Origin of the sequence: Paramylibacter kogurei (assembly GCF_002742285.1) — a bacterium.
In the GTDB taxonomy this organism is placed as follows: domain Bacteria; phylum Pseudomonadota; class Alphaproteobacteria; order Rhodobacterales; family Rhodobacteraceae; genus Amylibacter; species Amylibacter kogurei.
This window is the reverse complement of the sequence record NZ_MDGM01000007.1, coordinates 299,030-325,298: the sequence shown is the minus strand read 5'-3', so window position 1 is coordinate 325,298 and position 26,269 is coordinate 299,030. Positions and strand designations below refer to the sequence as shown.

24 protein-coding genes, 2 tRNA genes and 1 other RNA gene are annotated in these 26,269 nt (G+C 49.9%); 17 read left to right on the top strand and 10 right to left on the bottom strand.

The window, feature by feature from the left end:
• Positions 1–15: 15 nt before the first annotated feature.
• The 4 genes from BFP76_RS03690 to BFP76_RS03675 are packed head-to-tail and all read left to right on the top strand — an operon-like array spanning position 16 to position 4,265.
• On the top strand, positions 16–1,038 hold the full coding sequence (locus tag BFP76_RS03690; protein ID WP_165775654.1) for a TAXI family TRAP transporter solute-binding subunit: 1,023 nt from the start codon (positions 16–18) through the stop codon (positions 1,036–1,038).
• Between the two features lie 48 nt (positions 1,039–1,086).
• The gene (locus BFP76_RS03685) at positions 1,087–2,748 is read left to right on the top strand and encodes a sulfatase-like hydrolase/transferase (protein WP_099591935.1); all 1,662 of its coding nucleotides are present in this window, start codon (positions 1,087–1,089) and stop codon (positions 2,746–2,748) included.
• Positions 2,735–3,226 (top strand): hypothetical protein, encoded by a 492-nt coding sequence (locus BFP76_RS03680; RefSeq protein WP_099591807.1) that lies wholly within the window; start codon positions 2,735–2,737, stop codon positions 3,224–3,226. Before BFP76_RS03685 ends, BFP76_RS03680 begins: the two co-directional genes overlap by 14 nt.
• Positions 3,219–4,265: a glycosyltransferase family 2 protein gene (locus BFP76_RS03675; RefSeq protein ID WP_099591806.1), complete on the top strand. Its 1,047-nt coding sequence runs from the start codon at positions 3,219–3,221 to the stop codon at positions 4,263–4,265. The genes BFP76_RS03680 and BFP76_RS03675 overlap by 8 nt, the downstream gene beginning before the upstream one ends.
• Positions 4,266–4,295: 30 nt before the next feature.
• Here BFP76_RS03675 and BFP76_RS03670 read toward each other — a convergent pair.
• A tRNA-Leu gene (locus BFP76_RS03670) sits at positions 4,296–4,381 on the bottom strand.
• A gap of 66 nt (positions 4,382–4,447) precedes the next feature.
• Positions 4,448–5,374 carry a hydroxymethylbilane synthase gene (gene hemC, locus BFP76_RS03665; protein ID WP_099591805.1) on the bottom strand — a complete coding sequence of 309 codons (927 nt, stop codon included), beginning with the start codon at positions 5,372–5,374 and terminating at the stop codon, positions 4,448–4,450.
• Between the two features lie 85 nt (positions 5,375–5,459).
• Here hemC and hemE point away from each other — a divergent pair, with 85 nt between their 5' ends.
• Positions 5,460–6,497: a uroporphyrinogen decarboxylase gene (gene hemE / locus BFP76_RS03660; RefSeq protein ID WP_099591804.1), complete on the top strand. Its 1,038-nt coding sequence runs from the start codon at positions 5,460–5,462 to the stop codon at positions 6,495–6,497.
• Positions 6,498–6,755: 258 nt separating this feature from the next.
• Here hemE and BFP76_RS03655 read toward each other — a convergent pair whose 3' ends face one another.
• Both BFP76_RS03655 and hemF read right to left on the bottom strand, forming a co-directional pair.
• Entirely contained in the window at positions 6,756–7,655 is a 900-nt protein-coding gene (locus BFP76_RS03655; protein ID WP_205661368.1) for a DMT family transporter, read from the bottom strand.
• Positions 7,652–8,533 (bottom strand): oxygen-dependent coproporphyrinogen oxidase, encoded by an 882-nt coding sequence (gene hemF, locus BFP76_RS03650; protein ID WP_099591802.1) that lies wholly within the window; start codon positions 8,531–8,533, stop codon positions 7,652–7,654. Before hemF ends, BFP76_RS03655 begins: the two co-directional genes overlap by 4 nt.
• Positions 8,534–8,636: 103 nt before the next feature.
• Here hemF and BFP76_RS03645 point away from each other — a divergent pair, with 103 nt between their 5' ends.
• Positions 8,637–9,521, top strand: coding sequence for a DMT family transporter (locus BFP76_RS03645; protein WP_133117383.1), 885 nt, complete (start codon positions 8,637–8,639; stop codon positions 9,519–9,521).
• On the opposite strand, the gene recR is transcribed toward BFP76_RS03645, so the two are convergent.
• The 5 genes from recR to ffs all read right to left on the bottom strand — a co-directional run bounded on the left by recR (position 9,518) and on the right by ffs (position 13,424).
• Positions 9,518–10,117 carry a recombination mediator RecR gene (gene recR / locus BFP76_RS03640; RefSeq protein ID WP_099591800.1) on the bottom strand — a complete coding sequence of 200 codons (600 nt, stop codon included), beginning with the start codon at positions 10,115–10,117 and terminating at the stop codon, positions 9,518–9,520. The two genes, BFP76_RS03645 and recR, sit on opposite strands and share 4 nt — an antisense overlap.
• An 18-nt stretch (positions 10,118–10,135) precedes the next feature.
• A complete protein-coding gene (locus BFP76_RS03635; RefSeq protein ID WP_099591799.1) occupies positions 10,136–10,471 on the bottom strand; it encodes a YbaB/EbfC family nucleoid-associated protein in 336 nt (111 codons plus the stop codon).
• 77 nt (positions 10,472–10,548) lie between these two features.
• Positions 10,549–12,318, bottom strand: coding sequence for a DNA polymerase III subunit gamma/tau (locus tag BFP76_RS03630; RefSeq protein WP_099591798.1), 1,770 nt, complete (start codon positions 12,316–12,318; stop codon positions 10,549–10,551).
• Positions 12,319–12,427: 109 nt separating this feature from the next.
• Positions 12,428–13,219: an alpha/beta hydrolase gene (locus BFP76_RS03625; protein WP_133117382.1), complete on the bottom strand. Its 792-nt coding sequence runs from the start codon at positions 13,217–13,219 to the stop codon at positions 12,428–12,430.
• Between the two features lie 108 nt (positions 13,220–13,327).
• Positions 13,328–13,424: signal recognition particle sRNA small type (ffs, locus tag BFP76_RS03620), an RNA gene on the bottom strand.
• A gap of 22 nt (positions 13,425–13,446) precedes the next feature.
• On the opposite strand from ffs, the gene nudC reads away from it, so the two are divergent.
• Positions 13,447–14,460 (top strand): NAD(+) diphosphatase, encoded by a 1,014-nt coding sequence (gene nudC, locus BFP76_RS03615; protein ID WP_338064496.1) that lies wholly within the window; start codon positions 13,447–13,449, stop codon positions 14,458–14,460.
• A gap of 53 nt (positions 14,461–14,513) precedes the next feature.
• Complete coding sequence (locus BFP76_RS03610) at positions 14,514–14,981, top strand: SRPBCC family protein (protein ID WP_099591796.1); 468 nt, start codon at positions 14,514–14,516, stop codon at positions 14,979–14,981.
• Positions 14,982–15,006: 25 nt separating this feature from the next.
• On the opposite strand, the gene BFP76_RS03605 is transcribed toward BFP76_RS03610, so the two are convergent.
• Positions 15,007–15,846, bottom strand: a complete 840-nt coding sequence (locus BFP76_RS03605) for a prephenate dehydratase (protein WP_099591795.1) — start codon at positions 15,844–15,846, stop codon at positions 15,007–15,009.
• Between the two features lie 121 nt (positions 15,847–15,967).
• Between BFP76_RS03605 and BFP76_RS03600 the strand changes: the two genes are divergently transcribed.
• The 9 genes from BFP76_RS03600 (at position 15,968) to BFP76_RS03560 (ending at position 26,266) form a co-directional block, all read left to right on the top strand.
• A complete protein-coding gene (locus BFP76_RS03600) occupies positions 15,968–16,504 on the top strand; it encodes a c-type cytochrome (RefSeq protein ID WP_099591794.1) in 537 nt (178 codons plus the stop codon).
• Positions 16,505–16,649: 145 nt separating this feature from the next.
• On the top strand, positions 16,650–18,500 hold the full coding sequence (locus BFP76_RS03595) for an extracellular solute-binding protein (protein ID WP_240513971.1): 1,851 nt from the start codon (positions 16,650–16,652) through the stop codon (positions 18,498–18,500).
• A gap of 28 nt (positions 18,501–18,528) precedes the next feature.
• A complete protein-coding gene (locus tag BFP76_RS03590) occupies positions 18,529–19,608 on the top strand; it encodes a microcin C ABC transporter permease YejB (protein WP_099591793.1) in 1,080 nt (359 codons plus the stop codon).
• Positions 19,605–20,720, top strand: a complete 1,116-nt coding sequence (locus BFP76_RS03585) for an ABC transporter permease (RefSeq protein ID WP_099591792.1) — start codon at positions 19,605–19,607, stop codon at positions 20,718–20,720. Before BFP76_RS03590 ends, BFP76_RS03585 begins: the two co-directional genes overlap by 4 nt.
• Positions 20,717–22,318: an ABC transporter ATP-binding protein gene (locus tag BFP76_RS03580; RefSeq protein WP_099591791.1), complete on the top strand. Its 1,602-nt coding sequence runs from the start codon at positions 20,717–20,719 to the stop codon at positions 22,316–22,318. Before BFP76_RS03585 ends, BFP76_RS03580 begins: the two co-directional genes overlap by 4 nt.
• 67 nt (positions 22,319–22,385) lie before the next feature.
• Positions 22,386–22,462, top strand: a tRNA-Arg gene (locus BFP76_RS03575).
• A 368-nt stretch (positions 22,463–22,830) separates the two neighbouring features.
• Complete coding sequence (locus BFP76_RS03570; RefSeq protein ID WP_165775653.1) at positions 22,831–24,009, top strand: Hint domain-containing protein; 1,179 nt, start codon at positions 22,831–22,833, stop codon at positions 24,007–24,009.
• Between the two features lie 666 nt (positions 24,010–24,675).
• The gene (locus BFP76_RS03565) at positions 24,676–25,641 is read left to right on the top strand and encodes a Bug family tripartite tricarboxylate transporter substrate binding protein (protein ID WP_099591789.1); all 966 of its coding nucleotides are present in this window, start codon (positions 24,676–24,678) and stop codon (positions 25,639–25,641) included.
• Positions 25,642–25,816: 175 nt separating this feature from the next.
• Positions 25,817–26,266, top strand: a complete 450-nt coding sequence (locus BFP76_RS03560; RefSeq protein ID WP_099591788.1) for a tripartite tricarboxylate transporter TctB family protein — start codon at positions 25,817–25,819, stop codon at positions 26,264–26,266.
• Positions 26,267–26,269 lie beyond the last annotated feature (3 nt).

Here is a 26,269-nt window from a genome sequence, read left to right as displayed (position 1 = left end):
ACGTGGGAGAAGTCGATGAAACGATTAACGAAAATAGCGGTCACAGGGGTGGCAATTGTTGGAATGGCGGCGGCGTCATTTGCGGGTGAAAAGGTGCGCATGGCAACGATTGCACCCGGGTCATCGGCCTATTTGGTGATGACAACCATGGCATCGAGCGTGAATGGCGCACAGGATAAATATGATATCACCGTTGATGCGACAGGGGCGGCCACCAAACATATGATCGAGGCCGCGCAAGGCAAGCTTGATATCGTGATGGCGTCACCTGCGATCATGGATTTCATGGCAAATGGCACCGCGATGTATGGTAGCCTGCCCAATGCCCCAGAATTGCGCGAAAACCTCAGCCTGTTGTTTTGGTTCCCATATGGTGCGTATCACACGATTGTTTACGCAGATAGCGGCATTAATTCACTGCAAGATATCAAAGGAAAGCGCGTGTTTTTAGGCCCTCCTGGTGGTGGCGCGTATAACACCGCTGCGGGGTGGATCAAGGCAACAACAGGGTTCGAAGCAGGCACAGATTACGAAGCAGTCAAAGCGTCTTGGGGAACCGCATTGCAAGGGTTCCAAGATCGTCAATTTGACGTTTACATCAATGGCGGCATCCCACCATTCCCACAGGTTGAACAACTGGCGTTAACGTCGAATCTGCGTATTCTTGGCCTGACCAAGGCAAACGCAGATGTCGCATCAGTAAGCGGTGGCGGCATTCAGGCCGCAACAACCGCGCTTGGGCGATCAATGGATGTAATCCCAGCAGGAATTTATGGAAATTCTGTGCAATCGGATGGGGATGTTTATACGGTTGGCTCATTGGTTGGCGTGGTTGCGCGTAACGATATGTCCGAAGATGCAGTTTACGAAATCACCAAATCATTTTGGGAAAGCCTGCCTGAAATTCGCAAAACAGCGCCCTATATGAATGCGGTCAATCTGGATACTGCGTTCAGTGCGGATAACGTGAAACTGCACAAAGGTGCGTTGAAATATTATCAGCAACTGGGTGTGCGTATCCCAGCGGCATTGCAATAAAACCGTCGTGGCGCGCAGCAATGCGTGCCACATATCAAACGGCGCAAAATGACCGACGCGAAAAAAAACATTCTGTTTATTATGTATGATCAGCTTCGGTTTGATTATCTGTCATGTGCGGGGCACAAAACGCTGCACACCCCTAATTTTGATCGTGTGGCACAAATGGGTGTGCGGTTCACGCGCTGTTACGTGCAATCCCCCGTATGTGGCGCATCACGGATGAGCTTTTACACAGGGCGGTATTGTCACAGCCACGGCGCACAGTGGAACGGGCATCCGTTGCGTGTGGGTGAACATACTTTGGGTGATCATCTGCGCAAATTGGGCATGGGGTGTCATTTGATTGGTAAAACCCATATGCGCGCCGATAAGGATGGCATGGAACGTTTGGGCATGTCAGAAGGTTCTGAAATTGGGCTGCGCCAATCTGAATGTGGGTTCGATAGTTATATTCGCGACGATGGGTTATGGGCGCAAGGCCCCGATGGGTTTTATGATGAACGCCGATCACCCTACAACGAATATCTCAAATCCAAAGGCTACGAAGGGCAAAACCCGTGGCATCATTTTGCCAATTCGGGCGCGACGGACGCGGGCGAAATTGCCAGCGGATTTTTGATGCAAAACGCCGATATGCCCGCCAATATCCGCGAAGAAGATTCCGAAACGCCTTGGCTTACGTCGCGCACGATTGATTTTATATCCGAACAATCGCGCGATGAACCGTGGTTGGCGCATGTGTCCTATATCAAGCCGCATTGGCCCTATATTGTACCAGCACCTTATCACAACAAATATGGCGTTGATGATATTCAACCACTGAACCGCGCTGATGGTGAATTGAATGATCCCCATCCCGTTTATGAAGGGTTCACCAGCAATGGCATCGGCAAGGCATTTCACCGCCAAGAGGTGCGCGACGTCGTGATCCCGGCCTATATGGGTTTGATCAAACAATGTGATGATCAATTGGGGCGGTTATTGAATTTCTTGGAAGATACGGATCGGCTTAAGGATACGATGATTGTCATAACATCCGATCATGGGGATTATCTGGGCGATCATTGGATGGGTGAAAAGGATCTGTTTCATGATTGCTCGGCCAAGGTGCCGTTAATCATTTACGATCCATCACCAGCCGCAGATTCCACGCGTGGCACAACATGTGATGAACTGGTCGAGGCGATTGATTGCAGCGCAACATTTATCGAATATGCAGGCGGTACTGTGCCCGATCATATCGTCGAGGGGCGATCATTATTGCCGTTTTTACATGGTGAAAAACCTGATGATTGGCGTGAATTTGCGATCAGTGAATATGACTATGGCGCAACGGCGCTTGCCGCCAAATTGGGAATGGAACCGCGCGATTGTCGTTTGTTTATGGTGGCGGATAAAGATTGGAAAATGATGCACGCAGAGGGCGGATTTCGCCCCATGTTGTTTGATTTGAAAAATGACCCCAAGGAACAAAACGATTTGGGTGCATCAGATGCGCATCGCGATGTGATTGATATGATGTATCAACGTTTGGGAAAATGGGCGCGGCGCATGTCCCAGCGTGTGACAAAATCCGAAGATGACATTCGCAATATGCGCGGACGGTCAATGCGGCGTGGTGTTCTGCTTGGCCTTTATGATGGCACAGAAGTGGACGCGGAATTATTGGTGAAATACCAAGGAAAGGTTCCCCGTGCCAGCGATTGATATTGATTTTAACGCGTTTCAAAAACCAGCGGTGTTAACCCCAGATACGTTTCTGGCAAGTGGTCTGCGATTTGCATTCGATCCCAATTCGGCGATGGAATTAACGGCCCAAACCCAACGCATCAATGATATTGATACGCTTATCATACGCGGCGAAAATCGTCGTGAAAATGATTGGTTGGGATTGGAAATTGATATTCCCGATGACTGGAACTCGGTTCATGTTCATTTCCGATACGCCCCCGCAGAGCGGATATTTCCGCGCATTTATTATCAAACCAATGGCCAAGATCATGCGCTGGATGAACCGGATCGGGCCGCACCGAGCGATTACGCCACTTTGCGATTTTCGCGTGCGCGTTGGTGTGATTTGGCGAATGTGACAACATTATCCAATGCGCGGTTATCATTGCTGTTGCCTGCGCGGGATTGGTTTGTGATGGGTCTGCGCGGTATTTCGGGGGTGATTGATGGCTAAAATATCATTCTTGATGCCCGTCTTTAATGGTGCAGAATTTTTGCGCCAAACCTTGGACAGTTTGCTGATCCAAGATTTTGATGATTATGACATCCATATCATTGACGATGGCTCAACCGATGAAAGCGCACAGATTATCAACGATCTGCACAGCGATAAAATTCATTATCATGCGCAACAAAACGCGGGGCTTGTTGCTGCGCTTAACAACGGGTTGTCACGGCTGGATTGCAAATATGTGGCACGCATTGATGCAGATGATATTTGTTATCCTAACCGCCTGTCGCGCCAGCTTGATTTTTTGCAATTTACGCAGGCTGACGTGGTGTCGTGCAAGGCAGTACATATTGATGAGCTGGGCCATCCATTGGGGATTTCAGGGGTCAGTAATGTGTATGATCCCGATCCAGAATGGTTGCCTCCCAAAGAACCCTATCTATCCCACCCGTTTATGTTTGGCCGTTTGGACGTGCTGGCGCAAACCGGATATCGCGATGCGCATTTATCCGAGGATGCAGATTTATGCTGGCGTCTGTTTGATACCCATCGCTTGGCGGTGCAAAACGCAATTCTTGGGGAATATCGCCTGCACCTGAACAGTGTAAGTGCGATGGATGTGATCGCAGGCAGAGTACAGGCATTTTACGCCGCACTCGCCGCATTAAACGCAAAACGCCGCGCGCAACATCGCGACGAAATTGATTATGACAAATCACTGGCGCAATCCAAACAGGCGGCAACGCATATTGATGGTTTGTTGGCATTGTTTGCCGATCAATTGAACGCACAAGAGCAAACATATTTACGCGCAGCGGCCTGTATGAAACTGCTCCATCTTGCGCGCTGGCGCGGCTATGACATTTCAATGGATGATGTGACAGCGGCAAAACGCGCAGTAAAACAAATGAAGCCATTGCCAGCAGAGATCGCGCAAGACACCGCACAAATTATCGCAGAGGCGGAATTGAGATTATCACAAAATGACGAACCCGCCCAAAACATCCTGTCACGCATCACAGGGTTGTTTGGAAAAACCTAAATTTTGCAATGATTTAAAGAAAGATTTTCGTGGTGCGGGCGGGGGGACTCGAACCCCCACTCCCTTACGAGAAACAGATTTTAAGTCTGCAGCGTCTACCATTCCGCCACGCCCGCACTACTGCCCAAAGGCTCGCGCAACATGGCGATTTGTGGGACATTTGTAAAGTTCAGAAAACAAGATTAGCCGAAGAAATTTTCGCCCATCTGATCACGTAGGATTTTTGCCATATCGGTACCGATTTTCGCACCGTCCTTGGCCGCGCCTGTCATCATATGTTTGATGCTTTCTGATCCATCGGGGCGCAAAACTTCGCCGCGCAATGTGATCGTATCACCATCCAGTGTGGCAAGCCCTGCAATCGGTGTTTGGCACGATCCATCAAGTCCCGCCAATAATGCGCGTTCTGCATTCAAACGAAGCCCTGAATCTTGATCATGAATAAGCGCAAGTGCGGCCGCCGCATCCGCATCATCCACGCGCCGTTCAATCCCAATGCAGCCCTGTGCAATTGCGGGCAGGATCTCATCGGTTTCAATGGGGTTTGCAATGTCGGCACTGCCCAAACGATTCAACCCCGCCATCGCCAAAAACGTGGCATCGGCCACACCGTCATCCAATTTGCGCAAACGTGTTTGCACATTGCCGCGAAATTCCACCAGTTTCAGATCGGGGCGCACAGCGGCCAATTGCGCACGGCGGCGCAGGCTGCTTGAACCCATCACCGCACCTTTGGGCAATTGGGAAATGGATTTGTATTTGCGCGAAATAAACGCATCGCGCACATCTTCGCGGGGCAAATAACAATCCAGCATCAAACCATCGGGAAATGCCACGGGCATGTCTTTCATCGAATGCACGGCAATGTCGATATCGTTGGATAACATCGCATCTTCGATTTCTTTGGTGAACAAACCCTTGCCGCCAATTTCACCCAACGGGCGATCCTGTACACGATCCCCCGTGGTTTTAATGACCACAATGTTAAATGCGGTTTCGGGCAGGCCAAGTGCACCCATCAAACGGCTGCGCGTTTCATGTGCCTGGGCCAGTGCAAGTGGCGACCCGCGGGTGCCAATTTTCAGCGGTGTATCTGGGCTAAATCTCATGTGCGCAAACTATCGCCCGCGGCAAAGGGGTGCAATCACAATGATCGCCCTTTCGCTGGACGTATTGCCGCGATAGAAGGGCGACATGAAAACTGATGAAAAACTGCTGATGCGCGCCCTTGCGGGTGAAACTTTAACCACGCCACCCGTATGGATGATGCGCCAAGCGGGACGATATTTGCCCGAATATAAGGCCACACGCGCAGAGGCGGGCGATTTTTTATCGCTGTGTTATAATTCTGATTTGGCGACAGAGGTCACATTGCAGCCCATTCGTCGATATGGGTTTGATGCCGCGATTCTGTTTGCCGATATCCTTTTGGTGCCCCAAGCATTGGGTGCGGATCTGTGGTTTGAAACTGGCGAAGGCCCGCGTTTATCAACGATTCAATCAAAGGCCGATTTCAATAAATTGGGCAATGCAGAGGATGTGCACGAAACCCTGTCCCCGATTTATCAAACCATTCGCAACCTGCGCGAAGCATTGCCAAAAGAAACCGCATTGATCGGTTTTGCCGGTGCACCGTGGACGGTTGCCACATATATGATTGCAGGGCGCGGCACCCCTGATCAGGCGCCCGCATTGGCGTTGATGAAAGATCAACCAGCGGTTTTTGATGCCTTGATGGATAAAATCACGGATGCAACGATTGAATATCTGATTCAGCAAATCAAAGCAGGTGCTGAGGTGATTAAATTATTTGATAGCTGGGCTGGTGCGCTGACTGGATTTCAGTTCCCCAAATATATCACACGCCCTGCGGCGCGCATCGCATCGGTGTTGCGCGAAGAACAACCCCATGTGCGCCTGATCGGATTTCCCCGTGGCGCCACAGCCGATGGTTATGTGAATTTTGCGCGTGAAACAGAAATGGATTGCGTTGCGATTGATGGATCAATTGATGCACAATGGGCGGCGGATAATCTGCAAACGGAAACCTGTGTGCAGGGCAATCTTGATCAACGGCTGTTGGTTTCGGGTGGTGACAAGCTTGTTTCAGAAACCAAACGGATTGTGGAAACCCTGTCGCAGGGGCCGCATATTTTCAACCTTGGCCACGGGATTACACCCGATGCAGACCCCAAGAATGTTGAAATCATGATCAAGGCCATTCGCGGTTAATCCAGCACAAAGACCCCGCAGCGCGTGCAATACCTGCACGATCTGCGAGGGGAAACATGTGTAGAACCGTGTTTCAATGTTATAAGGCGGGCCCACCATTGTGGTTGTGTTTACGGGGGTGATAACCCCGTTTTCAATGGCGATCCTGCCACGGATTGCCATGCTCACCAGTGATTGCGAAAGACGCGGGCGTTACTCCGCGCCAAAACCACGTTTTGTCGACGCCTTGGATATTGCCAGAAATGGATTGCGTTTGCGTTACAGTTGCGTTCGCTGTTTGGGGCGCAGGTTAATCGCAATAATCCCCAGCAACACAAGGATCAGGCCAACACCCACCATCGGTGTGATTGTTTCTCCCAGAAACATAACACCCAGCATGACACCAACGCCCGCGCGTAAATACGCTTGGCTCGCGACGCCCATTGATCCAAGAGTTTTGAGCAGGCGAAAATAAATCAGTAATGCAAAGCCTGTGCAAAACACCGATAACATCAATGTGGCACCAATCGCTTGCGGTGGTGGGCGCAGCTCTGTTGGGTTTTCCAAAATGAATGCCAGTGGCCATAACACCACCACCGCCCAGATCATGGTACATGTTGCTGTCACAGGTGCGGATAAATGCGACAGGCGTTTGCCATAGATCGCCGCAATCCCATAAAGGAACGCACCCATCAACGCCGCCAATTGCCCCGCCACCTGTTGGCCAAGCCCCGCCAAAACATCGACCCCGATAATTAACACCACCCCGCACAGGCCAAGCACCGCGCCGATAAAACGCAACGGATTGGTTGGTTCGTGGCGCGTGATCAAAAGGGTTATGAAAAACACGAAAATCGGTGATGTGGAATTCAGGACACTTGCCAATCCGCTGTCCACGAATTGCTGTCCCCAAGCCAAGACCACCCATGCGCCAAAGCTGTTGAAAAAGGATTGAATGAACAACTTGCGCCATGATTGCGCATCGCGGGGGAATTGATCGCGCCGCCACGCCATGACACCCATCAAAAACACCGCCGCGATGGATACGCGACAGGCGATCAATGTGATGGGCGGAATTTCGGTAACCGCAAGTTTTAGAAATAAATAGGATGAGCCCCACAACAACGCCAACACGCCCAACAAGGCAAATTCAAACGCGGGTTTTGGTGTGGTGCTCAATACCATTTCGCCACGGGTGGCAGGCTCATTAACACCGCGCTTGGGTCATGTCCGCTTTGCAATCCAAAATGCGTGCCACGATCATAGACCAGATTAAATTCCGCATATCGCCCGCGCTTGCGTAATTGAATTTCGCGATCGTCATCTGTCCACGCTTCGGTGCGGCGTTTTTCGGTGATGGGCAGGAATGCGTTTAAAAATGCACGCCCTGCGTCTTGGGTAAAGGCAAAATCAGCCTCCCAATCGCCCGTATCCAAATCATCAAAGAATATGCCGCCAACGCCGCGGGGTTCATTCCAATGTTTGATCATGAAATATTCATCGGCCCATTCTTTGAACCGTGGGTAATATGCGGGATCGTGTTTGTCACAGGCCTGTTTTTGCACATCGTGGAAAAACGCCGTGTCCTCTGGGACTTCGATCATTGGGTTCAGATCGGAACCCCCGCCAAACCATGCGGCGTGGGGTGTCCAAAACATGCGCGTGTTCATGTGAACGGCGGGGCATTTGGGGCTGTTCATATGGGCGACCAATGAAATGCCCGATGCCCAAAACCGGTGATCATCGCCAAAATCAAGATCCTTGCGCGCCGCCATGGATTTTTGCGCCATGGGTGACAGGGTGCCATGCACGGTGGAAATGTTCACACCCACCTTTTCAAACACGCGCCCACCGCGCATTACTGACATTTCACCGCCCCCACCAGCGCCACCATCGCGCATGGTTTTTGTGCGCTCAAACCGCCCAGCGGGCAGCTGCGCATGCGGGCCTGTGGTTTGCGTATCCTCAAGCGTTTCAAACGCGGTGCAAATGTCATCGCGCAGTGTTTTGAACCAATCGCTTGCGCGGGTTTTGCGGGTGTCAAAAATATCTGTCATGCCTTTGCTTTAGCGAAAGTTTTTGTTCCACGCCAGTGGGCAACAGCGATTGCAACTTATTGTCGCGCTGGTTAGCGTGGCGCACAATTTCAAAGGATTCGAAATGCCAGCCCCACATGTTCACGACAATTTCAAAGGCATGGTTTGGGCGTTGGTTGCCGTTATCACCGCCAGTGTGATGACCATTGCCATACGCGGTGCCGCCGCCGAAATGGGCAGTAGCATGATCGCAATGGCGCGATTTTCGATCACCTTGGTTTTGGTATTCATCGCCATGGGGTTATTGCCCACGTTGCGGAAACAATTGCAATTTTCACAACCTTGGCGCCATGTCATTCGCGGTGTGCTGGTCGGGTTTTCCACATTGCTTGGGTTTTATTCGATTACCAAAATTCCATTGGCAACCGTGTCGGTTTTGTTTTTCACCGCCCCGATATTTGCAACATTGCTCAGTGTGATCTTTTTCAAAGAACAAATTGGCCCAAGGCGCATCATTGCCATCGCGCTGGGTTTTTTGGGGGCGGTGATCATATTGCGCCCTGGAATGGAATTGAACATGGGTATGGTTGCCGCGTTGATTAGCTCGCTTATGTTCGCCGCTGTATTGGTTATGTCGCGTGGTCTGGCAGAGGCTGACGGCCCATTTTCAACATTCTTTTCCGCCAATGTGATGACATTATTTGTAACTGTTCCATTTGTTTGGTCTGATCCATCACTGCCAAGCCAGCCCACGACTTGGGCTTGGGTGGTGGCATTGGTTTTGTTTGGGATCGTGCGCCAAATCGGGGATATTCAGGCCTATCGCTATGGCGATGCGGCGGTGATTGCGCCGTTTGCGTATTTGCGATTGGTGATCTTGGGGATTGCGGGATATCTGATGTTTGATGAAACGCCAGATCAACTCACTTTGATCGGAGCTGCCGTGATTATCGCAGCCACATTTTATATTACACAGCGCGAACGAAAAGCGATGCGCACGAAACCCTAAACGGCCTTTCGCGCATTTAGCGCCGCTGTGATTGTGCCATCGTCCAGATAATCCAATTCGCCCCCAATGGGCACACCTTGGGCCAATGATGTGACGCTGACCCCCATGTCTTCTAGCTGATCGGCAATGTAATGCGCCGTGGTCTGGCCATCGACCGTGGCGTTCAGCGCAAGGATCACCTCGGTAATGTTTTCATCGCCAACACGCGACACCAGATTTGGAATGCGTAATTCTTCGGGGCCAACACCATCAAGCGCGGATAACACACCGCCCAAGACGTGATAGCGCCCCTTGAACACCGCCGCGCGTTCCATCGCCCAAAGATCAGACACGTCTTCGACCACGCAAATCTGGCCAATGGCGCGGCGTGGGTCGGCACACACATCACATTGATCCATGGTTCCGATATTGCCACAGGTCACACATTCACGCGCGGTTTGCGCCACGGTGAACAGGCTGTCGGCCAAGGGGGATAATAAAATATCGCGCTTTTTAATTAGATGCAGAACCGCACGCCGCGCTGATCGCGGGCCAAGCCCGGGGAGCTTGGCCATCAACTGAATCAAAATATCGATGTCTTTGTTGTTGCTGTTCACGCGTGCGATCCGAACACCCTAAAACGGGAGCTTCATTCCCGCAGGCAGGTTCAAACCTTCGGTGACTTTGCCCATTTCTTCGGCTTGTTTTGCCGCTGCTTTGGCTTGGCCGTCTTTGATGGCGGCCACGATCAAATCTTCGACGACCTCTTTGTCGTCTGGGTTGAAAATGGATGGATCAATGTTCAATCCGCGCACTTCGCCTTTGGCGGAAACGCGCACCTTGACCATGCCAGCACCTGCTTCGCCTTCGACCTCTATGTCGTTTAGCTTGCTTTGTGCATCTTCCATTTTGGATTGCATATCTTTAGCCTGTTTCATCAACTTGGCCATATCGCCCATGCCTTTAAGCATCACAATTCTCCGTCGTTTGTGTTTGATTAATATGTAGCATTAGATTGTCCAAAATGCCAGACATCCCGTGTGATGGGCTAGTCATCCTCGAACGGGTCCCAATCATCGTCAACCTCTGGGATTTCTTCCAAAAATTCGTCGCTGTCGATATCTTCGGGTTTGCGTACCTCTAGTATTTCGGCACCTTCAAAGGTGCTGAGCGCGGCCTTGACCAAGGGGTGTTCTTCGGCCTCTGCCTGAAGATTATCGCGTTCTTCAAGGCGCAATTCGTTGATTGTGGCACCACCACCATCATTTACAAGTGTTACGCCCCAACGTGCACCTGTCCATGTCTGCAAACGCTGCCCCAGACGTTGCGCCAGATCATTTGGTGCCTCGTCCGTTGGTTGAAATTCGATGCGCCCCGGTTTGTAACTGGCAAGGCGGAAATAGGTTTCAACCTCCACCAGCAAACGCATATCGCGCCGTGCGCGGATCAATTCGACCACTTGGTCAAACCGCGCATATCGTGCCAATGCTTCTTCGGGTTGGGCAATGGCAACGGCGGCGTTGCTGCCTGCGATCATTGTTGTACCAGCAGAGCCACCCGATACGCTGCCCGCCGCGCCCATATTCACATCACCCCCACCGTTTGGTGCAGGTGCGCCGCCACCATTTGGCGGTGTGGGTTGTGGGCCGTCTTGTAATTTGCGGATCAATTCTTCGGGGCTGGGCAAATCGGCGACATGGGTTAATCGGATAATTGCCATTTCGGCGGCCATCATTGCATTTGGCGCATTGCCGACTTCTTCTAATGCTTTGAGCAGCATTTGCCACATACGGGTCAATGCGCGCATCGGCAAATCCGTTGCCGCCGCTTTGCCCCGTTCGCGTTCATCAGGCGCAACCGTGGGATCATCCGCGGCCTCTGGTGAAATTTTAATGACCGATACCCAATGGGTGATCTCCGCCAAATCGCGCAGCACCGCCATTGGATCGGCGCCCTCGGCATATTGGCCAGACAATTCGGTCAACGCACCCGCGGCATCGCCCTGCATAATGAAATCAAACAGATCAAGCACGCGCCCGCGATCAGCCAAGCCCAACATCGCACGCACCTGCATGGCGGTGGTTTCACCCGCACCATGCGCGATGGCCTGATCAAGCAAGGATAGCGCATCACGCACCGAACCTTCGGCGCTGCGTGTGATGAGTGCCAGTGCATCCTCTGCGATTTGAGCGGATTCTTGATCCGCAATATTGCGCAGATGTGACATCATCACTTCGGGTTCGATCCTGCGAAGATCGAAGCGCTGACAACGTGACAGGACGGTCACGGGAATTTTACGAATTTCGGTGGTGGCAAAGATGAATTTCACATGTTCTGGTGGTTCTTCCAGTGTTTTGAGCAACGCGTTAAACGCGCTGGTCGATAACATGTGCACCTCGTCGATGATGTAAATCTTGTAACGTGCGGATGCAGCGCGGTAATGCACGCTGTCGATGATTTCGCGAATGTCGCCCACACCTGTGCGGCTGGCGGCGTCCATTTCCATCACGTCAACATGGCGACCTTCGGCAATCGCCTTGCATGGTTCACATTGATCACAGGGTGAAATTGTCGGGCCACCGTTGCCATCAGGGCCGATACAATTCATCCCCTTGGCGATGATCCGCGCCGTAGTGGTTTTGCCCACCCCGCGCACACCCGTCATTACAAATGCATGGGCGATACGATCGGATTCAAACGCGTTTTTCAGCGTGCGCACCATCGCATCTTGTCCAATCAAATCTTTGAACGTGGCGGGGCGGTATTTACGCGCCAACACCTGATAAGCAGTTTGATTTTCGACAGATTCGTTTGACATGAGGTCCGATGCGTTAAAAGTTCACAATCAAACGTAAAGCCTTGGCACGGTCACGGCAAGGAACAGTTTGGGATTACCCGCCATTTGACGTAAAAATAATTTTACGCGTTCAGCCATTTGTTTGAGATTGGAAAAATTCCCATGTTTCATCGCTGAGCCGTTGACCGATGATATAATACCAATGCGTGTGGTTTGGAATTTCGGTGAAATAAACATCATGCCCGTTTTCCGCAAGCTTTTGCGCAGATGCCAATGCCTGTCCCATAGGGAAATTGTGATCGCGTGAACCAAGGAATATTTTCACTGCTGGTGCATCTTTGCGCGGTGTGAAATTACGCCAATATGGCGTGCCGGCATGTGCCCCCACCGCCACCCATTTCAATGAACCGCCATTGGCAATTTCTTGGGCGTGGATTGCACCCGATGAATGGCCAAACAGGTAAATGCGTTCGGGATCGATCCCGTATTTTTCATCCGCTTCGGCCAATACATGGGCCAAGAATTCTTCGGTGTCATTTTCGCGTGACCAGCTGGCGCCAAATGAATCTGGAGCGATGAGCACCACATCATTGCGCCGCGATACGCCTTGCCACATGTCTAACATGGATGCGCCCGAGCGTTTGGCCCCGTGCAATAACACTATCGCAGGTTTCAATGTGTTTGATCGTTTTCCAAATCCGCGCCAGACCCGTGATTTTCCATCAAAGCGTGTTGAAAATCGCTGATCGCCAAAAATGCGCGGGCTATAGGCGCTGTTGCTGGGTGGTTTGGGCGTAAGATCACCGCGTTGTTCATAAAAAAATCGCCCTGCGATAATACCATCTGATTGATCGTTGCTGATTTCGAGGGTGTTGTTTGTGCCGATGGGAACAGGTGTTGGGTGAAACAAAAAACGTTGCACACCAATTTCCGCAAACAAATAGATGCAGAAAAAAATCACTGCGGCGCAAAAGGTGCCAAAAACAAATGAAATGAGCTTTTTCAAAAAACCGCACGCAATCAGAATAAAAGTGAGAGGCTGGACAGCGACCCAAACGGGGCTCGTTGCGGCTGCTTCCTTCCGGATCTGACCGGGTTGGCGAGGCGTCTGCCCGCGCCAACCTCTCGACTCGTCATATAATGAAACTCATGCGCGGCATCAAGGGCGCGATTGCACTTGTTATTTTTGCATGGCACAAGACGGGCATGAAACATGCAGAAACAGTCACATTTGGTGGATCGGGTTTTGATCGCGCGGCACATCTGCGCGAAACCAGCGCAACGGTTTTGTGCGAAACATCGGCACGCTTTACGTTGATATGGCGTGGAAAGCCATTGATTGATACGCGAGATCACAGTTTGGTTTATCTGGATGCGGGTCATCCGATGGTCGCAGAACATCGCGAAACTGCACTGTTTTTAGGATTACATGAAAAATCCCCGCTGTTTGCGATTGATATTTCACATTGGCAAGATCCCAATCTGGATGTGGATCAAATGAAAGCGTTTTTGGATCAATCCCAAAACCACCACCCAGATTTCCCAGAACATCAATTGTTCTGTGAATTGCGCGGAACAATGTCGTTGCTAACGCCGCGCGATGCGGAATTGGCCGCCACCAAACGGGGATTATTTGCATGGCAACAGGGGCATAAATATTGCCCACGCTGCGGGGGTGAAAATACATTCACCGCAGGCGGGTGGCGTGCGGATTGCAGCGATTGTAAACATCCCCAGTTCCCGCGCACCGATCCCGTTGTCATTATGTTAATCACACATGGCAATGATACGCTATTGGGTCGCGCACCCAATTGGCCCGAAGGCATGTATTCCTGTTTGGCAGGCTTTATGGAACCGGGTGAAACGATCGAGGCGGCCGTGCGTCGTGAAACACTTGAGGAAACAAATGTAAATGTTGGCGATGTTTCTTATTTGGCAAGCCAACCTTGGGCGTTTCCATCATCATTGATGATCGGATGCCACGGGCAAGCCACAAGCCGGGACATCACCATTGATCCTTTGGAAATTGAAACCGCCAAATGGGTGTCACGCGAAACAGTTCTGAGCGCCTATGCGGGTAAGGATGTTGGCCTTAAACCTGCAAGAAAAGGCGCGATTGCCGCATTTTTGATTGAAAACTGGTTAAAAGATACGTTGGAATGATTAACTGTGCCACATGGAACAATGATACGACGCATTTGAATTAGGGTAAATTAATGGAATTAAAAACGAAACGCACCGTTCAGGCACCAGTCGAAATGGTGTTTCAAGAATTTTCAAATTTTGTATGGTTTGAAAGTGTGGCGTTATCGCGTGGGTTAGATATCGAACGCACAGATGCATTGTTGGATGTCCAAGAGGGCATTTCGTGGCATTTGTCTGGTCGTATTCGCGGAAAACAACGCGATGTCGATATTAATGTGACCAAATACAACCCGCCAAGAGCCACAGGTTTTCGTTGTGAAAGCAAGGCAATTGATTCACAAATCGATATTCGTTTCACCCCTGATGGCCCTGCACGCACCAAGGTGAAAATCATTATTGCACCCACCGCCAAAAACATTTCGGCACGTTTGATGTTGCAATCGGTTAAGCTTGCGCAAAAGACGATTGAAAAACGCATTTCTTCGCGCATGAAAGATTTCTGCGCCTCGATCGAGAAAAAATACGCATCCAAATCATAACAAACGCGTTTAGTGTTGGTTTAAATTATCCAGGGTGTTTGGATTTATACACGCCCAAGATTTCCAAATGCGTGGTGAAATATTCCAGCTCTTCCAACGCCCGCGCAACTGCGGGTTCGTCTGGATGGCCAATGATATCGGCGTAAAACTGTGTTGCGGTGAATGATCCATCGACCATCGCAGATTCCAGTTTCACCATATTCACACCATTCGTCGCAAATCCCCCCATCGCCTTGTATAATGCGGCGGGAATATTGCGCACACGAAACACAAATGTGGTTTTCATTTCTTCGCCATTCAGGGCAGGGAGTTGATAATCGCGCGATACGATCAAAAACCGTGTGGTGTTGTTTGACGCATCTTCGATATCGCGCGCCAACACATCCAAGCCATAAAGATTGGCGGCAAATTCAGAGGCCAGCGCACCTTGGGATGGGTCATCGGATTTTGAAACATCTTCGGCAGAACCTGCCGTATCGCCACCTTTGATTGGTTTAATGCCGTGTTTATTTAAAAATGCCGCACATTGGCCAAGCAATACAGGATGGCTCAGTGCAGTTTTCACCTGTGCCAATGGCACGCCTTTTTGCGCCATCAGGCTGATCCGTACGCGCACGTAATGTTCGCCAATAATTTTCAATCCTGATTGGGGCAACAGGCGGTGAATATCGGGCACACGCCCATAGGTCGAATTTTGCACGGGCATCATTGCCAAATCGGCATTGCCATCCTTAACCGCATTCAATGCATCTTCGAACGAATGAAACGGAATTGCATCTGCATTTGGATAGGCTTCGGCACAGGCTTGGTGCGAATATGCGCCCAGCGCGCCTTGGAATGCGATTGTCAATTTTTCACGCGTCATTTTTGGCTACCTTTGAAATAAGGGCGATTGGTCGCGGTTCTACAGCTTGCAACGCCCTATGGGAAGAGGCTAGAAGGTGCCAAAGATTCGAAAACATGCAATAGCTAAAGTGAGCAAAGCCATGGACACAATGGAAACAACAAAAATCGTCGGCGGTCTGTGCGGCGCATTACTGATTTATCTGATGATCAATTGGGCTGGTGAAATTATTTATCACGTTGGTTCAGACGATCACGGCGATGGCCACGGCGAAGAAGTGGCAATGGCGCCCGCTGATATTTATCAAGTCGAAGATGCTGGTGCAGGTGCTGCCAATGCATCAGAAGGCCCATCATTGGACGAATTGCTAGCAGCCGCAGATGTTGAACGCGGTGGCAAGGTTTTCGCAAAATGTAAGGCGTGTCACAAATTGGAAGACGGTGCCAACGGCACTGGCCCACATTTGTTTAACATCGTTGATCGCCCCAAAGGCGCAGTTGACGGTTTCGCATTCTCTGGTGCAATCACTGGTTTGGGCGGCAACTGGGATGCGGCGGCGCTGGATGGTTTCTTGACCAATCCAAAACAATACGCATCAGGTACAAAGATGTCGTTCGCTGGTTTGAAAAAAGCAACGGATCGTGCAAACCTGATCGCCTATTTGGCAACAATCAAATAAATCGCAAATCTTTGCGCAAAGGGCCGCCCAATGGGCGGCTTTTTTGGTTTATGACGTTAAATTCACCAATTTTCACACAAACGCGTATTGCAGTTGATCAAATTTGCCCGATACTCTGATCCAAAGAAGAAACGGGAGTATCAGGGTGAATTTATTTTCAAAGTCAATCTGGGGTGCGGCGCTGGGCGTTGGGTTAATGACACTTGGCACAAATATCGCCAGCGCAGAAACGATCATTAAATCCCACGGTATTTCCACATTCGGCGAATTGAAATATCCCGCTGATTTTGAACATTTTGATTATGTAAATCCCGATGCGCCCATTGGCGGCACATTTTCCACATGGGGGTTTGGCACGTTCAACAGTGTGACGCCCTATATTTTAAAAGGGCAAGCGGCAACGCTTGCATCCGCTCCGTTTGAATCATTGATGACGGGCGGTGCGGACGAACCAGATGCCATGTACGGTTTGTTGGCCGAAAGCATCGAATACCCCGAAAACCGCCAATGGGCGATTTTCAACATCCGCCCAGAGGCACGTTTTTCCGATGGTTCCGAAGTCACCGCAGAGGATGTGGTGTTTTCCTATAACGTTTTATACGAAAAAGGCCGACCCAGTTTTAAGGCCGTATTCAGCGATTTTGAATCGGTCGAAGCCTTGGATAAGCTAAAGGTGAAATTCACATTCAAAGAAGGGTCCAACACCCGCGAATTACCCCAGACCGCCGCTGGGTTACCGATATTTTCCAAAGCATATTATGCCGATCGTGATTTTAGCGAAAGCACGCTTGAACCCCCACTTGGGTCGGGTCGATATATCATCGACAAGGTTGATGCAGGCAAGAGCATCACATTCAAACGCCGCGATGATTATTGGGGCAAAGATTTAAATGTGAATATCGGGCGTGAAAACTTTGACAAAATTCAAATTGAATATTTCACCGATTACACCGCCGCGTTCGAGGCATTTAAAGGTGGCGCATATCATTATCGCCAAGAATATTTATCCAAGCTTTGGGCGACATCTTATGATTTTCCATCGCTTGAAAAAGGTTGGGTAAAATCCGAAACGTTGCCCGATGGTAATCCTACGGGTACGCAGGGGTATTTTTTCAACCTTAGACGCGAAAAATTCCAAGACCCGCGCGTGCGCGAAGCAATCGGTTTGATGTTCAATTTTGAATGGTCAAATAAAACGCTGTTTTACGATCTGTATCACCGCACCGACAGTTTTTGGGAAAATTCAAATATGCAGGCATCGGGTCCAATCACACCCGAAGAACTGGCCATATTGGAACCATTTCGCGATGAACTGCCAGAATCCGTATTCACCGAAGATGCGTTTACCCCACCCGTATCCAAGCCAAGCCAAGTTGACCGCGCCGCGGTGCGCCGTGCAGGGAAATTGTTGGATGACGCAGGTTGGAAGGTCAAAGACGGTGTGCGCCAAAACGAAGCTGGCGAATATTTAACCGTGAACTTTTTAAACGATTCACCATCATCCGAACGCATCACCAATCCGTTCATTGCCAATCTGAAACGTCTGGGCATTCAGGCATCAATGGATTCCGTTGACGCCGCACAGGCCGCCGAGCGTGAAAAGGTTTTTGATTATGACATCACAACCGTGCGTTATGCGATGTCATTGTCACCGGGCATTGAATTGCGCCAGATTTTTGGATCAGCCACCGCAAATGCCGAAGGGTCGGCAAATCGCACTGGGCTTGCTAACCCCGCGATTGATGCGATCATCGAAAAGGTTGAACAGGCCAAAACACGTGATGATCTTACCGTTGCGGTCAAAGCATTGGATCGTGCGTTGCGCGCCATGCACATCTGGGTGCCGCAATTTTACAGCGGTCAATATTTCGTCGCATATCTTGATATTTACGACCACCCCGAAAATTTACCACCCTATTCGCTGGGCGAAATGGATTTCTGGTGGTACAACGCTGAGAAATACAAAAAACTACAAGCGGCGGGTGCGATAAAATAGCACCCTAAACCGCCAGCAGAGAACAGATATGGGCGCTTATATTTTACGCAGGTTATTGCTGATGATCCCGACTTTGGTTGGGATTATGGTGATCAACTTTACGCTGGTGCAATTTTTGCCCGGCGGCCCAGTAGAACGTATCCTAAGCCAATTGGAACAAGAATCCAGCGCATCCGATCGCATCAGCGGTGGCGGCGGCGAGGTGTCGGGTGGCCAAGGTGACGGCGGATATCAAGGTGCGCGTGGTCTGCCCGATGGATTTGTCGAAGATTTGGAAAAGCAATTCGGGTTTGACAAACCACCATTGCAACGGTTTTTCCTGATGATGGGGAATTATTTACGTTTTGATTTTGGCGAAAGCTATTTTCGATCCATCAGCGTGATTGATCTGATCTTGGAAAAAATGCCCGTGTCGATCACGCTTGGGCTGTGGTCAACATTGCTTGCCTATTTGATATCCATCCCGCTTGGCATCAAAAAGGCGGTCCGCGAAGGGTCGCGTTTCGATACATGGACATCCAGCATCATCATTTTCGCCTACGCGATCCCCAGTTTTCTGTTTGCGATTTTATTGCTGGTGTTATTCGCAGGTGGTTCGTACTGGCAGATTTTTCCATTGCGCGGATTAACATCCGAAGGCTTTGCCGATCTGGGCTGGTTCGCCAAGGTAAAAGATTACCTCTGGCATATCGTTCTGCCCGTCACCGCCGCATCGATTTCGGCGTTTGCCACGCTCACATTGTTGACCAAAAACTCGTTTCTGGATGAAATAAACAAGCTTTATGTCATGACCGCACGTGCCAAAGGGTTGTCGGAAAACAAGGTGTTTTATGGCCATATTTTTCGCAATGCGATGTTGATCGTGATTGCGGGGTTCCCAGGTGCATTCATTGGCATTTTCTTTGGCTCATCCTTGTTAATCGAATTGGTATTCTCATTGGATGGCTTGGGCCGTTTGGGGTTCGAGGCCGCGGTTGATCGCGATTATCCTGTGTTGTTTGGCACGCTATACCTGTTTGGGATGGTCGGGTTATTGGTGCGGCTGATTTCGGATCTCACCTATGTCTGGATTGATCCGCGTATTGATTTTGAGAGCCGCAACACATGAGCCGTATTTTCAAATCACCCATCGCCAAACGCCGCTGGAACAATTTCAAATCCAACCGCCGCGCGTTTTGGTCATTGTGGATTTTTTCGGTGATTTTCATCATCTGTTTGTTTGCCGAACTGGTCGCAAATGACAAACCATTGTTGGTTTCCTACAAAGGGGATTTATATGCCCCTGCATTCAAATTTTATTCCGAGGCCGATTTTGGCGGCGAATTTGAATCAGAGGCCGAATACCCCGCACCAGAGGTGCAATGCTTAATCCGATCTGGTGGATTAGAATCCTGTTTGGACGATCCAGAAGGCATTTATGCCGATGCCGCCGATGGGATTGTGGACGGGCAAAAAATCGACAAAGGCTGGATTTTAAATCCGCCCATTCCATACAGTTTTAACACCATCAATTATGATGTCGCCACCGCACCATCCGCGCCCGATTCAAAACATTGGTTGGGCACAGATGATCAAACCCGCGATGTGGTTGCCCGCATCATTTACGGGTTTCGCATATCCACCATTTTTGGATTGCTGGTTGTGTTCATGTCGTCCTGCATCGGGATTTTTGCAGGTGCCGTGATGGGATATTTTGGCGGCTGGGTTGATCTGATCTTTCAACGTTTGGTGGAAATCTGGGATTCAACGCCGTCACTTTATATCATCATCATATTTTCGGCGATTTTCACGATGAATTTTTGGATACTAATGTTCCTGATAACCCTGTTCAGTTGGACAGGATTGGTGGGATTAATCCGCGCCGAATTTTTGCGCGCGCGCAATTTTGAATATGTGCGCGCCGCGCGTGCATTGGGTGTATCCGACATGAAAATCATGTTCCGCCATTTGTTGCCAAACGCGATGGTGGCGACACTCACATTCCTCCCGTTTTTGGTGACGGGTGCGATTGGCACGCTGACCTCGCTTGATTTTCTGGGCTTTGGATTGCCTGCGTCATATCCATCGTTGGGTGAATTGGCATTGCAGGCGAAAAACAATCTGCATGCGCCGTGGCTGGGTTTCAGCGCGTTTTTCACATTCGCGATTATGCTCTCGCTTTTGGTGTTCATCTTTGAAGGTGTGCGCGATGCGTTTGATCCACGAAAGACATTCAAATGACCAAAGTTCTTGATGTCAAAAATCTGACTATCGCGTTTAACAAAGACGCTCCTGCCGTTGATAACATCAGCTTTGACGTGAACGCGGGTGAAACCGTGGCATTGGTGGGCGAAAGCGGGTCTGGCAAATCTGTCACTGCATTATCATCGGTGAAACTCTTGCCCGACAGTGCGAATGTTTCGGGCAGCGTGCAATATCGCGGCACGGAAATGATCGGCGCTGATGCGGCCACATTGCGCCGTGTGCGCGGCAATGACATCAGCTTTATTTTTCAAGAGCCGATGACATCGCTTAACCCGTTGCATGTGATTGAAAAACAGTTGGGCGAAAGCCTTGCGTTGCATCAAGGGGTGCGCGGCGCTGATGCCCGTCCGCGCATTATTGAATTGCTGGAACAGGTTGGCATTCGCAATGCAGAAAGCCGATTGAACGACTACCCGCATCAATTGTCAGGTGGGCAACGCCAACGTGTGATGATCGCTATGGCGCTGGCCAATAAACCCGATCTGTTGATCGCAGATGAACCGACAACCGCACTTGATGTGACCATTCAGGCACAGGTTCTGGAACTGCTCGCCGATATTCAAAAACGCGAGGGCATGGGCATGTTGTTCATCACCCATGATTTGGGTGTGGTGCGCAAAATCGCCGATCGTGTTTGTGTGATGCAGCACGGCAAAATTGTTGAATCGGGCAATACGGGCGAAATTTTCGACAACCCGCAACATCCATATACCAAAATGTTGCTCGACGCCGAACCAACGGGCACACCCGAAACCATTGTTGACGATGCGCCAGAGGTTTTATCAGCCAAAGATTTGCGCGTCTGGTTTCCGATCAAACGCGGATTGCTGCGTAAAACTGTTGGGCATGTTAAGGCCGTGAATGGGGCCGATTTCACCATTCGTGCGGGCGAAACCATGGGTGTTGTCGGCGAAAGTGGATCTGGTAAAACGACACTCGCGCTGGCGGTGATGCGCCTTATTTCATCAAACGGCGAAATCATGTTTCAGGGGCGCGATGTGCAAGGGCTGCGCAACAAAGAGCTCACCCCATTGCGCCGCGATATGCAAATGGTGTTCCAAGACCCATTCGGAAGCCTGTCACCACGCATGACCGTTGGCGAAATCATTGCCGAGGGTTTGGGCGTACATGGTTTGGAACAAGGCCAAGATCGCGAAAAACTGGTGTCGGATATATTGGTTGAGGTTGGGTTAACCCCCGATATGGCGCATCGCTATCCGCATGAATTTTCAGGCGGTCAACGCCAACGTATCGCCATTGCACGTGCAATGATTTTAAAACCCAAGCTGGTGGTGTTGGATGAACCGACATCCGCACTTGATATGACCGTACAGGTGCAAATTGTCGAATTGTTGTTGGATTTGCAGAAAAAATACGGATTGGCATATTTGTTCATCAGCCACGATTTACGCGTGGTGCGCGCACTAAGCCACCAAGTGTTGGTGATGAAACAAGGCGATATCGTTGAAACGGGCACAGGCAGCGAAATTTTTAACGCGCCCAAAACCGAATACACCCGTGCATTGATCGCGGCTGCGTTCAATTTAACCGCCAGCGATGCCGTGTCCCAATAAAATACCTGTCAAAAACTTGCATTTGCCTCTTGCAAACCCGTGCCAGCCCGCGTAAATCCCCCCTCACGGACCGATAGCTCAGCTGGATAGAGTACTTGACTACGAATCAAGGGGTCGGGGGTTCGAATCCTCCTCGGTCCGCCATTTCCCCCCTTTTTGCAATTCCTATGAATGCGATTTAATCGCTTAAGCATTTGTAAAATATGGAATTTATCAGATTTTCTGATTTTGCGGGCTTTTGTTCAAATATGCTCATTTCATTACCTTGAATGGTATAGAATGAGGTAGGTTTTGATTGGCGATATCTGGAAAACTCACAAATAGGTTGGTCGAGAATCTTGGCGCAGGTCACTATTGATATCGACAAAATTGCGCTCAATAAACATTTAACATAGCTGCAGTTATTTCAAAATTTGCGTCAACCAGTGGGAACGGTATAGTTTCGTGCATAACTATAATTTGGTTCGGTGAGTTACGTTGGAGCTAAACTTTGTAAAAAGTAAGGGGTGAAAGTGGCAGACGCAATACGAGGTGGTATTGTTATCAATGAATTTCTGGCTGATCCAACTGGATCAACAGGAAGCACGGACACTGATGGCAACGGTAACAGCAATGGCAATGACGAATTTGTCGAAATTTATAACACATCAAGCAGCGCAATAGATATTAGTGGTCTGGAGCTCTGGGATTCTGGGCGAGGGAACTGGTTTACCTTTCCCGAGGGAACAATTCTTGAGCCCGACGCGCGCGCCGTTGTTATTCGAAACGCCGATTCATTGCCCGCGCCAGGTGGGCCAAATGATTTAGCTTTTGATGCGAATTATACGCAAAACGTTATTAATAACGGTGGTGACAACATCGTTCTATACGATCCGGCGGGTGATGAATATGTTGTGGCAACCTTCAACGGTGATACGTTGGATAGCCCAGAAATAGATTACACTGGGTTTTCACCAACAGCCAGTTTGGTTGGATCTAGCGAAAATTTTGGCAATGATATTGACGGCTTTTCGATACAGCGTGCGGGTGATGGTTCCGATACGTTTGTGAACGATATGACATCAACCCCAGGTGCAATGAATTTTGTATGTTTTGCTGGGCATAGTTTGGTGGAAACACCAGATGGGGCAAAACGTATCGGATCGTTACGTGTCGGCGATTTGGTGAAAACCAAGGATCATGGTGATTTACCCATTTTATGGATTGGTAAAAAACGTTTGATTTTTAATGATTCAGTAAGTGATTTGCGCCAGTTTCCCGTTGAAATTAAGCGCCACGCATTGGGGTTTAATAAGCCCAGTAAAACGCTTTTGGTTTCACAACAACATCGTATTTTGGTTCAAGGTGCCGTTGTTCGAGAATATTGTGAAACGAACGAAGTTTTGATTGCGGCTAAGGATTTAGTTGGCTTGAACGGCGTGCGCATCAAAACGGAACAACGCCAGATCACTTATGTTCATGTGCTGTTGGATGGGCATCAACTGCTAAAAGTTCATGGGTTAGAAGCAGAGTCGTTATACCTTGGAGAGCAGACATTACGTAGTTTACGGGCGAATGGGCGAAAAGAGGTTTTGTCGCTCTTTCCCGAGCTTTCACAAATGCCAGTTGAATTGGTGTGTGCTGTGATCACGGGAAAACATGCACGTGAAATGCTCGCGCGACAATATCAATCATGGGGAGCATCTCCTTAATAACGGGATACACCGCCTTTTTGTCTCATTCCGTGCCAAGATTAAATTTTTACTGTCCGTAAAGAGTTCTGACCAAATGATTGTATGCTGTCAAAGAGCGAACATATAGGTTGGCCAATTTAGCGTCTGTTTTGTTTGCTGATTTGCTTGCAACTGAAGCAGTAACGCTAACTTTGACGAATGTGTGTGCTGGCGATAGGACACACATCATAGGTATTTTTTATTCAGCAAACATTTTACTCTTTCTGACCCTCACCGCACCAATTGCAGGGTGTGTGGCAACGCCAGCCTTATATGGAATGGTTGTATTGACAGCGGAAATCTATTGTAGAGCAAATTACCTGTGACGAATTAGTTTTTGTTATAATTTGTATAATTTATGAACAAATTTGAGCAATATTTGAGTCATATGTCTAAAAATATGTAAAATTTGTCTTGATTTGTAAAAATTAGGCGCTTAACCTAATTGCAGCTTCAACGACTTCGCCCCAATTGGGTTAAGTCCGAGCAAGCAATACGCCGAGACGAAAGAGGAGGATCGTATCATCTACATCGGAGGCACAGCCCACTTACGTTAACGCAGTGAACACTCACGGCGCCGAGCCGGCAAAGTACAGCTTTTCTGGAATAATCGGTGCACGACATCTGTATAGGAGGAACAGAATTATGTTTTACAAAAGCTTGAAAGCCACACTCGGCATTGCACTTGGTGCAGCCAACCTTGGGACATCTTTGGCCGCGGCGGATTTTCCGACCCGCGATATTCGACTGATCGTGCCTTGGCCCGCAGGCGGCGGCGCAGACGCAATTTCACGCAAGATCAGTAATATCGCCGAGCAAAGTTTACCAAAGTCCATCTATGTGGAAAACATTGCCGGTGCAGTCACTGCGACTGGGCTGATCCAGATGTCCAATGCGCGTCCCGATGGACACACCGTTGGCGTCCTCACTTATGACAGTGTCATCACCCTGCCGCGCGGCGAAATGGTACCGGGCTATTCGCTCGACAACATGAAGTTAATTGCGCGCATCACTTCTGAGGCCGACGCCATTGTTGTCTCTAAGCATTCGGGGATTGAAAGCTACGAGGATCTGATTGCCCGTGCCAAGGAAAACCCCGGCCAAGTACGTGTCGGCGTGGCCCCCAAGGGCTCTGGCCCCTACCTCTCCGTTATGCAGCTGGAAAAACTGCTAGACGTGGACTTTAATGTCATCACCTATGCTGGCTCGTCCAGCGCAGAAGCTGAAGCGCTGCTTTCTGGCGAATTGGATGCGGCAATCTCAAGCCTCGGAGACTTTAGCGGCATCTTAGCCTCTGGCGATGCCAAGGGCGTGGTCGAATTGACTTCGGTACAAAACGCCACTTACACCGACGTGCCTACACTGAAATCCAAAGGTCACGACTTACAGACGGGTAGCTTCATCGTGCTCGCCGCTCCGGCAAACACGCCAGATGATGCGGTCGAAACACTGGAGACCACCTTCAAGTCGGCCTATGACAGCGCCGAATTCCAGGAATGGTTAGCGCAGATTGGCGTAACCGCCGATTGGTTGGGGTCCGATGAAGTTGTCACATGGACCGAAAATCTGCAAACCAAGACGTTCACGTTGATGGATGAACTGGAGCTGTAATCCTCCACACCAAAGACATGGCTTTGGTGGAGCCAGCGACGCTGATGACGGCGCCGCTGGCAAAACGCCAATTTTTTCGCGCTAAGGGCAAATGTGAGGTCATCCGTTGCAACCGACCGCACCGACGACCGCCCTACATTGACGCGATCGATCACACCCAACCTAGGAGAAGACAATGTTCTTACATAGGCAAATGATATTTCTGTATGTCACTCTCGCAGTGTCCGCTGGTTATTTAGTCACGGCTCTGAGTTTGGGCCCTCCGATTGCCGAGAGCGGGTTGACGCCCGCCTTCTTTCCAACCCTTGTAGGCGGTGCGGCGATTGTCTTTTGCAGCATCTTGATTGTGCAGGCGCTGCAAGCCAAGCCAGAAACCGCACCTGCGGATGACGCGCGAAGCTACACACATTTTTGGGTCGTGGTGGCTATCTTTTTCTACATTGTGGCGTTCAAGCCGCTTGGCTATTTCCTGTCGTCCGGCCTTTTCGTCTTTGCGCTCATACTGCTGTTTTCAAACTTCGAGAAGTTAATCCTCAAGGCCATTATCTCGGCGGCAATCGTCGGGATTGCCTTTGTCATGTTTCAACAATTGTTCGGGGTCCGACTCCCGACTTTGTGGGGTTAAGTC